The following is a 13,714-nucleotide window of genomic DNA, read 5'->3' as shown; positions in this document are numbered from 1 at the left end:
CCAGGTGTCAGGTTTCAGGCGATAGGAATAAGAAAGACAAGGTGACGTCATGAAACTCTGTCATGCAAAGTACTCTGCCAATATGGACGGGCGTGCGCGCCGCCTGTCGGTGGCCGTGCTGGCGCTGGCGCTGATCGTGGCGCTGCCGGTAGCCGGTGGTCGCTGGGTCGGACTGCCGGCATCGGTCTGGCTCGAATTCCCGCCGCAGCGGGTGATCGTGCAGCATGCGCCGTTTGTGGGGTGGGTTTGGGTGGGTCTGGCGCTGGCGATTGTGGCGGTGGTTCTGCCGGTAGTGTGGCGTGTGATGCGCGCCGACCCCCTGTCATGCGCGATCGGAACGCGCCACGGCCGCTTTGCGGACCGGTTTGGAATGCCCGCATGGGGCTGGGCGGGACTCGGCTGGATGCTGATGGCGTGGGGGGTTGCGTGGACTCGCATTCCGGCGCTCGCGCCGATCCAGCGCCACACCTACGTGTTCCTTTGGATGGGGTACATTGTGACGATTCTGGGGCTGACGCAACGCCGCGCGGGTGCGTGCTGGCTCACGCGCCGGCCTGCCGCGCTCGCGGGATTGGCGGCCTGCAGTGCGGTTTTCTGGTGGGGATTCGAGTTTCTCAATCGCAGCGTGCAGAACTGGTTCTATCAGAACGTGGAACGTTTCTCGCCGTTCGAGTATGCGCTCATGGCCACGCTTTCCTTCACCACGGTGCTGCCGGCGGTGCTGGGCACGCACGACTGGCTGGCCACGATGCCGCGTCTGACCGCCGGACTGGAGGATTGGGGCCGCATTCGGTTTGCGCGTCCGCGGCTGGCTGGCGCAGGATTTGCGCTGGCAGGGGCTGCCGGACTCTTTCTCCTGCCCGTGTTTCCGAATGTGCTCTTTCCACTGCTCTGGCTGGCCCCGCTGGCCGTGCTGTGCGGGTTGTTGGCGGCGGCGGGTCAGGAGACGCTGTTTGATGATCTGGGACGCGGCGACTGGCGCACGCTCGTGCGTCTTTCTCTGGCGGCGGTGATCTGCGGAGGTTTTTGGGAGATGTGGAACATGTACAGCTTGGCGCGCTGGGTCTATGACGTGCCGTATGTCGGTCGCTTCTACGTCTTCGAGATGCCGTTGCTGGGATTTGCCGGGTATGGCCCGTTTGGTTGGGAGTGTGCAGCCGTGGCCATGGTCTTTGGCCTGTGGCGGCCGCAATGCAAAGGAGATCCATCATGAGTACAGAACAAGATCCTGTCAAAGACAACAGCATCGGCGCAGAAGATGTTCTCGATCAGCAACTTCCGCCGCCGCTTCTAGGGTTTCCGGTCCGTGTTGTTGACCGTCGTCCGATACGCGGTTGGGGCGCGATTCTGGATGCGTTGCTCAAGCAACCCGACCGCCTGGCGGCGGGTTTGACCGGCGCCGACAGCGGATACCTGACGCGGCAACTCACCGTCATGGGGCTTCTGGGCATGGCGGCCTACGGCGTAGTCGTGGGGCTGTTTCCGGGTGACATGCAGATCGCGATTGTGCCGGTGAAACTGGCAGGCGGTTTGCTGGCGTCCGCTGTAATCTGCTGGCCCAGTCTTTACATTCTGCTCTGCCTGTCCGGCGGCCGGCAGTCGGCGCGCGATCTGACCGGGTTGCTGGCTGCTTCGCTGGCTCTGCTGGTGGTTTTGATGGCGGGCTTTGCGCCGGTCGCGTGGATCTTCACGCAGTCCACGCATTCCGCCGGCTTTATGGGCGGAATGCATGTTCTGCTTTGGCTGATCTCGTGCGTGTTTGCGCTACGGCGACTGGGCGGTTGGCTGGTCGATTTAAACGGCACGTTCATGCAGGCGCTCCCGGTCTGGTGCATCATCTTTGTCGTCGTGTGTCTCCAGATGACGACCACCTTGCGGCCGCTGATGGGACCCTTTGAGGGATGGGATTTTGCGCCGCGGGATTTCTTCCTGCATGCCTGGTTTAATTAGGAGACGCAAAGGAGCAGCGCAGATGTGCGGACCAAGCAACGGTGCCAGCGGAGGTCTACGCAGGGCCATGGATCCCGTGCGGCTGTGCCGCATGGAGAAATCGTTGGTCGATGCGTTGCGCGAAGACCGTAGCACGGAGCTGTTCTCCCTCGGCTGGAGCCTGCTGATTGTTCTCGGCATGGCGGCGTTTGGCGCGGCATTTGGCTGCTGGCGATCGCCCTGGCAGGCGCTGTACGGAGCCATCAAGATGCCGCTGATGCTGCACGCCGTGGTCTGGCTGAGCGTGGCGGCAAATACCATGCTGAATTGGCTGTTGGGCGGCGGTCTCTCGGTGCGGCAGTTGCGTCGGTGTGTCTTGGGGGCGATGTCCATCACCGCCGTTCTGCTGGCGTCGCTGTCGCCGGTGGTGGCCTATCTGGTCACGCAGGCGCCGCGACCGGAGGCGTCCGGAGGCCTGGCGGCGTATCGCGTGTTGTTGTCAGCGCTGGTGATCAGTGTCGGGTGTGCCGGGGTGGTCGGCTACGCGCGCTTGTTCCGCCTGCTGCGCGCGCTGACCCCGAACTGCGGCGTGGCGTGGCGGGTGCTGGTGGCGTGGGTGCTGACCACGGGATTGGTCGGCACGCAGTGCGCCTGGCTGCTGAGTCCATTTGTGCAACGCCCGGATCTGGCGATCACGTTCTGGAATCCGGCCGCCTTTTCCAGCAACTTCTTCGAGCATCTCTGGTTTCAGGTGATGTGTCCGTGGCTCGGAGCCCTGGGCGCGCCACGATAGTGAGGAAAACACAACCATGTGGATCAAACTGATCTCGCCGGCCGTGACGCGGCGTCCGATGGATTCGGACTGGAAGACGCATATGGCACCGCCGCTGGCCCTGCTGGTGCTGGGCGCGCTGACCCCCCACCGGCATCGGGTAACAGTGGTGGACGAGAACGTGCAGCCGCTGGATTGGAGTGATACGCCGGATTTGGTTGGCATCACGGTCAAGGCCGATACGTTTCTTCGAGCTTCACGTATCGCGGCCGACTACCGGCGGCGTGGCATCCCGGTTGTGATGGGTGGCATTCATCCAACAGCCTGTCCGGAGGATTGCCTGCTGCACTGTGATGCCGTGGTGATTGGCGAAGCCGAGTATTTATGGCCGGAACTGCTGCAACATGTCGAGGCCGGGTGTCTGCAGCGATGCTATCGCAACACACGACTGGTCGATCCGGCCGATTCCCCTGTGCCACGATGGGAACTGCTCGATGCCCAACGTTACCTGTTTACCAATACGCTGACAGCCGGGCGCGGTTGTCCGTGGCGTTGTTCTTTCTGCTATAACAGCTCTCCCAATATTGACGCACGGTATCGCATGAAACCCGTCAGCCATGTGCTGCGCGAGATCGAGAGTCTGGGCACGCGACATGTGATGTTCATTGACGACAACTTTCTGGGAAATCCAGCACAGACACGAGAATTAGTAGCTGCGCTGCGGCCGCTGAATCTGACGTGGCACACAGCGGTCTCGGCGGACATTGGCCGACACGAGGACTTGCTCGACGAAATGGCGGCCAGTGGCTGCAAGAGTCTGTTCATTGGTTTTGAAACCGTGCGCCGCGCCGCCCTGCAGGGGTGCGGAAAGGGTCAAAACCGGCCGGAGGAGTATGACGCCACCATTGCCCGGATTCATGCGCGCGGCATGTTGGTCAACGCCAGCATGGTGTTTGGTTTTGATGAGGACACGCCGGATGTCTTTCCCGACACGTTGAACTGGTTGTTGCGCAATCGCGTCTCCTCCATGACGGCGCACATCCTCACTCCATATCCGGGGACCGTGCTGCACACGCAATTGGCATCCGAAGGACGTATTATTGATCGCGATTACGAACACTACAACACGGCACACGCCGTTTTTCGCCCGGCGCGCATGTCGGCGACAGACCTGGAGCAGGGGCATCGGTGGATGTACCGCCGGTTCTACTCCTGGGAAGGGATCGCACGTCGTTGGCCAACCGCGACGGCCCAGGTGCGGGCATATTTGGAATTCAATCTCCTCTACCGGAAATTTGGCCGCCCGGCTTCCATGCTGGGACATCTGGTGGGGATGCGTAATGTGGCGCGCTTGGCCAAGTGGGTCGCCTATGGCGGCGAACCCGAGCAGCCAGTAGGTCGGTTGCTACGGGACCGGCAGGATGATGCACACGGCGGGCGCGTAGCGCCGCGCCTATCCGGCCAACGTATGACAACGTAGTCTAATTGGGAAGGAAAGAAACATGAATGATGCGTCGAGCCGAGATGAATGGTGGCGGCGGGTTCGGCAGGTGTATGCGGGGGCGCTGGCGGCGGGGGCGTTCTATTTCTTTCTGGTGCCCGGGTGATCGTCTGCGTCAACCTGTGCGATCCGGCCTTGCGCGATCCGGGGATTCCGCAGCAGGCCTGGCTGTTGCATCGCACGCTGGCGCCGCGCTTCACGGCGTGGGCGCGCGAACGGATCGCTTCGGGTCGCGCCGGGCATCTACCGCTGCACGATGTGCCGCGGACGGAATGGCCGATCTTCGGTTCGGTCTTCTATCTGTGGGCGACGGAAGCGCTGCAGGCCGATTGGGAGAAGCAGAACCCGGCCCGTCGCGGTCCGGCGCCGGCGGTCTATGCGCGGCCGGCGATTGATGCGGCGATAGCCGTGATCCTCGATCCGGTGCATCACACCTGGGTGCGGCAGCACTGGGGCGATGACTATCTGCACAACCAGAACTGCTTCTTCCGGTCGTTGCTGATCGCCGGTGTCACCAGCTACACCCGCCTCACCGGTGACCGCCAACACCTGCCCCTGCTGCGCGACCAGGTCCAGACGCTGCGCGCCACGCTCGACGCATCGCCCACGGGCCTGATCGAGGATTACCCGGGCGAGTGCTATCCGATCGACGTCATTTGCGCCGTGGCTTGCATCCAGCGGGCGGCGGCGCTGCTCGATCTGGACGTGCGCGACTTCGTGAACCGCGAACGGCGTGCCTTTACCGGTCCCATGCTCGACTCACACGGGTTGCCGCCCTACGTGGCTGATTACCGCACCGGCCAGGTTTTTGAATGCAGCCGCGGCACCGGCAATTCGCACACGCTGATTTTCGCGCCGGAGCTCTGGCCCGATCTGGCGCGCGATTGGTATGCGGCATATGAAAAGCACTTTTGGCAGGATAAGGGGTGGGCTGTCGGGTTTCGCGAATATCCGCGCGACGCGGGGAAGCAAGAAGAACAGGCATCGTGCTAACAAACGCCACGCTAGACGCCGATTTGGCTACCGATATCGACGACCAAAATTAGAATTACCAAAATTAGAATTACTGGCGGCCGAGAGGCGGGCATTGTATACTCTCTACACATGACGTTACACGAACTGATCACGCGGGCGCCGAAGAGCGACATTCATGTCCATCTGGACGGATCGTTGCGTCTGGAGACGTTGATCGAGCTGGCGCGGGAACGGGGCGTTGCGCTTCCCTCTCAGTCGCCAGCGGGCTTGCGGGAGCTGGTGTTCAAGCCGGTTTACCGTGACTTGGCCGATTATTTGCAGGGGTTTCAGTATACCTGCGCCGTGATGCGGGATGGCGAGGCCCTTGAGCGGGTGGCGTATGAGCTGGCGCAAGATGCGATCACCGATGGGGTGCGCTACATGGAGGTCCGGCTGGCGCCCCAGTTGCTCGTCACGCGCGGCTGTGAATTGGGCGGGGTGTTGCAGGCTGTGGCGGCGGGGCTGTCGCGGGCGGCGCGTCACTTCCGCGCCAGCGTGGCTGTGGCTTCCGGCGCGGACATGCCGTTCGTATCGGGCATCATTTGCTGCGCGATGCGCAATTTTCAGCGGGGGATGAGCGGCTATTACGACGCCCTGCTCGATGCCTTTCCCAGCATGCCGCACAAGCAGATCGTGGCCCTGGCGTCCCAGGAGATGGCGCGGGTGGCCGTGGCTAGCCGCGACCGCGACGGCCTCCCCGTTGTGGGTTTTGACCTCGCGGGTGAAGAGGCCGGCTACCGCGCCGGGCACCACGCTGCCGCCTATCAGGAGGCGCACAGCCGGTTTCTGCGCAAGACCGTTCATGCGGGCGAGGCGTACGGCCCCGAATCGATCTATGAGGCGATCACTCTCTGCCATGCCGAGCGAATCGGGCACGGCACCTGGCTTTTTGCCCCGGACCGGATCGCCAGCGCCGCCATCGCCGACCGCGAGGGGTATGTCAACGCGCTGGTCGAATACATCGCCACGCGGCGCATCACGATCGAGGTCTGCCCGACGAGCAACCTGCAGACCATGCCTGAGCTGGGTGGCGATTTGGCCAACCACCCGGTGCGCCGGATGATCGAACGGCAGCTTCCGGTGGCCGTGGCGACCGACAACCGGCTGGTCTCGCACACGACGGTGACGGCGGAACTGTGCCGCGTGGCGGATTGCTGCAAACTCGACATTGCGGGCGTGAAACAGTTGGTGCTCGCCGGATTCAAAGGGGCGTTCTTTCCCGGATCGTATGTGGAAAAACGGGCGTTTGTGGCGCAGGCGGCCGCCCGGTTCGAACGGCTGGCGCAAGGGAGCGGACATGGGAGCGAGTGATGGATTGAGCGCGGTGCTGGCAGACGAGGTGCGTAGCCGCGTGTTTGACGAGCCGGGTTTTATGCGGCTGACGCAGGTCGCGCGTTACGGCGGGCGCCTGTCGCGCGTGAGTTTCCGGCCGGTCGAGCTGAAGACCGGGCGGGTGCTGCAGGCCGAAACGGGCGAGGCGGGCCGGATCACCGTCACCAATCTGGACGCCGCCGACGCGCGCGCCGCCATCGAGGAGGTCATCCGCCAGCCGGGCGCGCGCGAGCTGCACGTGCAGACGGCCTCGGCCGACCTCCATATCCGCGTGACGCACAAGGGACGGGAGCTGGTCTCCCGCAGCAAGCCGCTGGCGCGCGAGGCCGAAGAGGCGCTGCCGCACGACCGGGTCAAGCAACAGCCGCTGACCGACTTTGATTCCGCGCCGCTGCTGAAAGCGCTGGGCATTGCCGATGCCGATGGCCGGATCAAGGCGTCGATGCGGGGCAAATACGATCAGGTCAATGCGTTCCTTCGGATTCTGGACACGACGGTCGGGGACGCGGACGGGAAAGGGTCCGAGGACGAGATCATCATCGCCGATTGCGGGTGCGGCAAGGCCTACATCACGTTTGCAGCCTATTGTTATCTGACGCACGCGCGGAAGCGCTCCGTCAAGGTGCGCGGCATTGATCGCAATGTCGAGTTGATCACCGCCGCGCGACGGCTGGCGGCCGATCTCGGCGTGAATGAGGATGTGCGCTTTGTCGCGGGGGAACTCGCCGACAGCACGCTGGACGTACGGCCCAACCTGACGATCAGCCTGCACGCCTGTGACACGGCGACCGACGAGGCGCTGGCCCGCGCGGTCGAGTGGAAATGCCCCCGGATTCTCTGCGCGCCGTGCTGCCAGCATGAACTCAACAAAGGGCTGTCGGGGGGCGGAGCCATGAAGGCGATGTTGCGGCACGGCATTTTGCGCGAACGGCTGGCCGACCTGCTCACCGACACTTTCCGCGCGCAAATGCTTCGCATCCTGGGCTATCGTGTGAAGATCGTCGAATTCGTCACGCACGACGCGACCGCCAAGAACCTCCTGATTCGAGCCGAATACGGCGTGGCGCCCGGTCAGGGCGACGCCGTTGCGGAATATCGCGCGCTGCGCGACCTGTGGAAGGTGACGCCGTGGCTGGAGCAGCGGCTGGGGGAGTCGATCAGTCGGTTTCTCTAACGTCCGAGCGAGTCGGCCTGAGCGGTTGGTGGACGGGAAGAGCACGAAGCGCGACACGGTTCGCTGCCGGGTGCGACGTATCGTTCAAGATTGCGAATTGCGCGAAGCGGCGATAATAGGCTAAGCTATCGGCCGTTATGGGCAGTTCTCGCGAAATCGAATGTACGGCGTGCGGACAGACCGCGTGGGCGCGGATCGAGCCGGTTTACGAGGGTTTTCAGCGGGTCGGCGAGGAGGTGGTCTGCACGGCGTGCGGTCATCGCTATGCCGACGCCGCGCCTTTTGCCGCCGCCGCCGAGCGGCCGAAGGTATTCACGGCGGCGGATAAGCCGTCTCTGCTGAATATCTTTGCCGACGACGAACGCCGCACATGCTGCGGGTGGTGCGCGCATTTTGTGGTCAATCCGTTCAGCCAGCGGTGCGGGATCACGAACCGAGAAACCCAGGCGACCGATCTGTGCCTCCGTTTCAAAGCCAAATCGGCCGATGACGCCGAACAGACATCACCATGATTGCCGTGCTCCTTGCCACCCACCTGGAAGCCCGCCCGTTGCTGGAGCGACTGGCGGCCGAACCCATTCCCGCGCGGCCCTTCGACACGTGGCGCTTCGCATTGGCCGGTGGCGGGCTCATTGTCGTCAGCGGCATGGGCGCCGCCGCAGCGCGGCGGGCGGCGGCGTATGCGCTCGACCAGCCGGATGCGGACCGAGTCATCAACACGGGCATTTGCGGTTCCTTGGGCGGTGGCGAGCCGGGCGCGCTGTTTTCCGTGAGCGAGGCGCTGGATGGCGACGCATGGCTGGCGGGCACGACCACCGCCGGGGTGAGCCTGCCCACGGGTCCCTGGATGGGCTTGCAGCGGGCGCGTCTCGCGACGGTCGGCGAGCCGGTCTTCGATGCCAGACGGCGGCAGGCGCTCGCCACAGTTGCGGAGCTGGTGGACATGGAGGGATTTGCGGTCGTCAGCCTCTGCCGGGAACGTGGCGCGGCGTGCCACCTCGTGAAGGGTGTGAGCGATCTGGCCAATGCGGAAGGACATGCCGCGATCATCCGGAATCTGCCGTTTGTCTGTGACGCCCTGGCCGAGACGGTGATGGCCGGACTGACGGACCGGGCCTCATGCCCCGCCCCGTGAAACCATTTGAAATACGCACGATGAAATGAAGGACGCAGGCGATGCCAAAAAGAACAGATATTCACAAGGTGATGCTGATCGGCTCGGGCCCGATCGTAATCGGACAGGCTTGCGAGTTTGACTACTCGGGGGTGCAGGCCTGCAAATCCCTTCGCGAGGAGGGATACGAGGTGGTGCTCGTGAACAGCAACCCGGCGACGATCATGACCGACCCCGAATTCGCCGACCGCACCTACATCGAGCCGTTGAGCGCCGACTTCCTCGCCGCCGTGATCCGCCGCGAGCGGCCCGACGCCCTCCTGCCGACCGTGGGCGGTCAGACCGCGCTGAATCTGGCGATGGCACTGGACAAGGCGGGCGTTCTTGAGAAATACGGCGTTGAGATGATCGGCGCCACCGCAGAGGTGATTGAACGGGCCGAAGACCGCTCGCTGTTCAAGGAGGCGATGCTGAAGATCGGTCTGGATATGCCACGCAGCGGATCGGCGCGCACGATCGACGAGGCGCGCAAGGTCCGTGACACACTGGGGTATCCGCTGGTCATCCGCCCGGGTTTCACCCTGGGCGGCGCGGGTGGCGGCATCGCGCGCGACGAGGCCTCATTCGAGCGGATTGTTCAGCAGGGCCTGTTTCTGAGTCCAACCCACGAGGTGCTGGTTGAGGAATCGATCGAGGGCTGGAAGGAATTTGAGCTGGAGGTCATGCGTGATCGGAAGGACAACTGCGTGATCGTCTGCTCGATCGAGAACCTCGATCCGATGGGCGTGCACACAGGCGATTCGATCACCGTCGCCCCGGCGCAGACGCTGACCGACCGCGAATACCAGAGCATGCGCGACGCGGCGCTCGCCGTGATGCGGGTGATCGGCGTGGAGACGGGCGGGTCGAACGTCCAGTTTGCGCTGAACCCGGCCAATGGGCGGATGGTGGTGATCGAGATGAACCCGCGTGTCTCGCGCTCGAGCGCGCTGGCCTCCAAGGCGACGGGCTTCCCGATCGCGAAGATCGCGGCCAAGCTGGCCGTGGGGTATACGCTGGACGAGCTGCGCAACGACATCACCCGCCAGACGCCAGCCTGTTTTGAACCGTCGATCGACTACGTGGTGACCAAGATTCCGCGATTCGCCTTTGAAAAATTCCCCAGTGCCGACCCCGTGCTTGGCACGCAGATGAAGTCGGTCGGCGAAGCCATGAGCATCGGGCGCACGTTCAAGCAGAGCCTGCAGAAGGCGCTGCGTTCGCTGGAGACCGGCCGGGCCGGGTTCGGGGCTGACGGCAAGGACGGTTGCTTCGAAGCCCGCGACGACGCGGCGCTGGAGGCCGCCATGCGCACGCCGCATGGCAACCGGCTGTTCGACGTCCGAGCCGCCTTCCGCCGCAGCTGGAGCGTCGCGCGCATTCACAGCATCTGCAAGATCGATCCGTGGTTCCTCCGCCATCTGGAGGAGCTGGCGGCCTACGAGGACGAGATCCGCGCGGCTGGCTCGCTCGCGGGGCTGGAGCACGACGCCGACCGGTTCATGCAGGCCAAGGAGTTCGGCTTCTCCGACCGGCAGATTGCCTGGATCCTGAAGGAGACCGAAGACGCCGTCCGCGCCGCGCGGCAACGGCTCGGCATTGTTCCCGTCTATGGGCTGGTGGATACCTGCGCGGCAGAGTTCGCCGCCCTGACCCCGTACTATTATTCAACCTACGGTTCAGGCGGTCCGCCCGAGGCCCTGCCTGCGGCTCGGTCAGGCCCGGCGCGCCCGAAGATCATGATCATCGGCGGTGGTCCCAACCGCATCGGCCAGGGGATTGAGTTTGACTACTGCTGCGTCCACGCCTGCTTCGCCCTGCGCGACGCCGGATTTGAGACCGTCATGGTGAATAGCAACCCGGAAACCGTCAGCACCGACTACGACACCAGCGACAAGCTCTATTTCGAGCCGCTGACGCTCGAGGATGTGCTGCACGTCTACCGCCACGAGGGATGCGCGGGCGTGATTGTGCAGTTCGGGGGGCAGACGCCGTTGAACCTCGCGCGGGCGCTCGAAGCCAACGGCGTGACGATCATCGGCACCAGCCCGCACAGCATCGAGCAGGCCGAAGACCGTAAGCAGTTTCAGGAGATGGCGCAGCGTCTGGGGCTGCGCCAGCCCGAGAACGGACTGGCGACCGGCGTCGACGAGGCCGAGTCGGTCGCCGCGCGCATCGGCTTCCCGGTGCTGATGCGTCCGAGCTTCGTGCTGGGCGGCCGGGCGATGGTGATCGTCTTTGACCGCGAGACGCTCCGGACCTACATGCGCGATGCGATCGAGGTGTCGGAAGACCGCCCCGTGTTGATTGACCGTTTCTTGGCCAACGCGTGCGAGGTGGACGTCGACTGCATTTCCGACGGCGAGACACACGTGATCGGCGCGATCATGGAGCACGTCGAGCTCGCGGGCATCCACTCGGGCGACAGCGCGTGCATCATTCCGGCACCCAACCTGAGCAAGACGGTCAAGGCGATCATCCGCAGGCAGACGTTCGCCCTGGCTGAGGCGCTGAAGGTCAGAGGCCTGATGAACATCCAGTTCGCCGTCCAAGGGGAGGACGTGTACATCCTCGAAGTCAATCCGCGGGCGTCGCGGACCGTTCCTTTTGTCAGCAAGACGACGGGCGTGCCGCTGGCCAAGCTGGCGGCGCTGGTGATGGTGGGGGAGAAGCTGGCCGAGATGGGCTTTACCCAGGAATTCATCCCGCAGCACTACGCGGTCAAGGAAGCCGTGTTCCCCTTCACCCGCTTCCCCGGCATCGACGTGGTGCTCTCGCCGGAGATGAAGTCAACGGGCGAGGTGATGGGCATTGACGGCAACTGCGGGCTGGCCTACCTGAAGAGCCAGATTGCGGCGGGCAACCGGCTTCCCAAGGGCGGTGGCGCCTTCCTGAGCGTCCGCGACGAGGACAAAGACGCTGCAGTCGAGCTGGCGCGCAAGCTCAAGCAGCTCGGCTTTACGCTCTACGCGACACTCGGGACCAGCACCGCGCTGTGGAAGTCGGGCATTCGAGACCGGGCGGTCTTCCCCATCTCGCGCGGCCACCCCAATGCGATCGACTTGATTGAAAACGATGAGATCAACTGGATCATCAGCACCCCCACGGTGGGCACGGAACAGGCGTGGGACGAGGTGAAGATGCGCGCCCACGCAGTGACGCGCAACATACCGATCACGACCACGATCAACGGCCTGAGGTGGTCGATCATGGGGCTGAAGTCGTATCAGACGGCGCACGGATCTGTCAAGGTGCGCTCGATTCAGGAATACCATGAACGGTCGCCGCAGGTGCGGCTGCCTCGGCGCGCCTAAGGGAAAGGGTTCTTGGACATGGCAGCATTTAACTGGGCAGAGCAACGGCACAAGCGGGCGTATCTTGCGCTGGAGGATGGCACAATCTTGCGCGGCTGGTCGGTCGGCGCTCCGGTTGACCGGGTCGGCGAGGTGGTGTTCAACACCGGCCTGACGGGCTATCAAGAGATCATCAGCGACCCCTCGTATGCGGGGCAGTTCGTGACGTTTACCTGTCCCGAGATCGGCAACGTCGGCCTCAATGCGGCCGACCGGGAGTCGTTGCGGATCCACGCGAGCGGCTTGGTGATGCAAGCCTGCAACGCGGCGAGCAATTGGCGGAGCGAGTCGGAACTCGGACGGGCGCTGGAGGACGCGGGTGTGCCCGCGCTCGCGGGGATCGACACGCGGCGGCTGACGCGCCTCCTGCGCGACCAGGGGACGATGAAAGGCTTTATGTGTGTGACGGGCACCGTGGGCGAGGCGGATGGCGTGGCGCAGGCCCGCGCGTGGGAGGGCCTGGATGGCCAGGATTACGCGGCGCGGGTTTCGTGCGCCGAACCCTACGCCTGGGACGCCGATGGCCGCGAAACCTGTTCGTGGGGAATGGCTGCCAGCCTGCCGCCCGCCGATCTCAAGATCGTGGCGTATGATTTCGGCATCAAATGGAACATCCTGCGCGGCTTGCGGCGGCAGGGGATGCAGGTGACGGTGGTGCCGGCAAAGACCCCCGCAGCCCGCGTGCTGGAGCTGAAGCCGGATGGCGTCCTGCTTTCCAACGGACCCGCCGATCCTGCGGCGCTGCCCTATGCAGTGGCCGCCATCCGGGAGCTGCTGGGACAGGTTCCGGTGATGGGCATCTGCCTGGGGCACCAACTGCTCGGTCTGGCGTTGGGCGGACGGACCTACCGCCTGAAATTTGGCCACCACGGATGCAACCATCCGGTGATGGATCTGGCGACCGGGAGCGTGGCGATAACCTCGCAGAATCACAACTTTGCGGTCGCCGCCGAGACGCTCGACGCCGCCCGTGTCGACGTGACCCACATCAACCTCAACGACCAGACGGTCGAGGGGATACGATGCAAGGACTTCCCCGCATTCTCGGTGCAGTACCACCCCGAGGCGTGCCCCGGCCCCCACGATGCGGCACCGCTGTTCAACCAGTTCAGGCGTTTGATTACCGTCTCTGGGCGCGCGGCGCACTGACCCATTGGCGGCGGCCAAAGAAACAGCACGTCAGCGATTTATAATTATTCTGACTCCTTTCGTGCAAACGCCCCCCCGCCAGCCAGTAGCCAGTGTTGCACGGGCTACTGGCTGGCGGGTACCCTTACTCGCTTACCCTTAACCGCAACGCTTACTCGAAGGTGTGGGGGTAGCCGAGTAAGAGTAACCGGGTAAGACTGCGCGAAGCGCGAGGTAGGGCGCGGCGTCCCTGCCGCGCCGCAGATCACGAAAAATGCCCAGATAATGCCCATTTCCGCCTCCTGACGTCGCTCCAGTTTACCCCCCAATTAATCAGCCTCACCCACGGGGCGGTAAA

The 13,714-nt window shown here is 64.1% G+C and carries 11 protein-coding genes; all 11 read left to right on the top strand.

Translation table 11 applies throughout. From position 1 onward, the window contains the following. Positions 1-49: 49 nt before the first annotated feature. The 11 genes from FJ222_00755 to carA all read left to right on the top strand — a co-directional run bounded on the left by FJ222_00755 (position 50) and on the right by carA (position 13,377). Entirely contained in the window at positions 50-1,213 is a 1,164-nt protein-coding gene (locus FJ222_00755) for a hypothetical protein (GenBank protein MBM4162969.1), read from the top strand. Next, positions 1,210-1,950: a hypothetical protein gene (locus FJ222_00750; GenBank protein MBM4162968.1), complete on the top strand. Its 741-nt coding sequence runs from the start codon at positions 1,210-1,212 to the stop codon at positions 1,948-1,950. Before FJ222_00755 ends, FJ222_00750 begins: the two co-directional genes overlap by 4 nt. A 22-nt stretch (positions 1,951-1,972) precedes the next feature. Continuing rightward, on the top strand, positions 1,973-2,722 hold the full coding sequence (locus tag FJ222_00745) for a hypothetical protein (protein MBM4162967.1): 750 nt from the start codon (positions 1,973-1,975) through the stop codon (positions 2,720-2,722). 16 nt (positions 2,723-2,738) lie between these two features. After that, a complete protein-coding gene (locus tag FJ222_00740) occupies positions 2,739-4,181 on the top strand; it encodes a B12-binding domain-containing radical SAM protein (GenBank protein MBM4162966.1) in 1,443 nt (480 codons plus the stop codon). Positions 4,182-4,304: 123 nt separating this feature from the next. Further along, the gene (locus FJ222_00735) at positions 4,305-5,195 is read left to right on the top strand and encodes a hypothetical protein (GenBank protein ID MBM4162965.1); all 891 of its coding nucleotides are present in this window, start codon (positions 4,305-4,307) and stop codon (positions 5,193-5,195) included. Positions 5,196-5,306: 111 nt separating this feature from the next. After that, positions 5,307-6,527, top strand: coding sequence for an adenosine deaminase family protein (locus FJ222_00730; GenBank protein ID MBM4162964.1), 1,221 nt, complete (start codon positions 5,307-5,309; stop codon positions 6,525-6,527). Beyond that, positions 6,445-7,722 carry an SAM-dependent methyltransferase gene (locus FJ222_00725; protein ID MBM4162963.1) on the top strand — a complete coding sequence of 426 codons (1,278 nt, stop codon included), beginning with the start codon at positions 6,445-6,447 and terminating at the stop codon, positions 7,720-7,722. The genes FJ222_00730 and FJ222_00725 overlap by 83 nt, the downstream gene beginning before the upstream one ends. A gap of 137 nt (positions 7,723-7,859) precedes the next feature. Then, positions 7,860-8,234 (top strand): hypothetical protein, encoded by a 375-nt coding sequence (locus tag FJ222_00720; protein MBM4162962.1) that lies wholly within the window; start codon positions 7,860-7,862, stop codon positions 8,232-8,234. Next, on the top strand, positions 8,231-8,857 hold the full coding sequence (locus FJ222_00715; GenBank protein MBM4162961.1) for a hypothetical protein: 627 nt from the start codon (positions 8,231-8,233) through the stop codon (positions 8,855-8,857). The genes FJ222_00720 and FJ222_00715 overlap by 4 nt, the downstream gene beginning before the upstream one ends. Positions 8,858-8,898: 41 nt before the next feature. Next, a complete protein-coding gene (carB, locus tag FJ222_00710; GenBank protein MBM4162960.1) occupies positions 8,899-12,189 on the top strand; it encodes a carbamoyl-phosphate synthase large subunit in 3,291 nt (1,096 codons plus the stop codon). 18 nt (positions 12,190-12,207) lie between these two features. After that, on the top strand, positions 12,208-13,377 hold the full coding sequence (carA, locus tag FJ222_00705; GenBank protein ID MBM4162959.1) for a glutamine-hydrolyzing carbamoyl-phosphate synthase small subunit: 1,170 nt from the start codon (positions 12,208-12,210) through the stop codon (positions 13,375-13,377). Positions 13,378-13,714 lie beyond the last annotated feature (337 nt).

Source organism: Lentisphaerota bacterium (assembly GCA_016873675.1).
Lineage (GTDB): Bacteria > Verrucomicrobiota > Kiritimatiellia > RFP12 > JAAYNR01 > VGWG01.
Note: the sequence above shows the minus strand (reverse complement) of the source record. Positions and strands in the feature narration are given on the sequence as shown.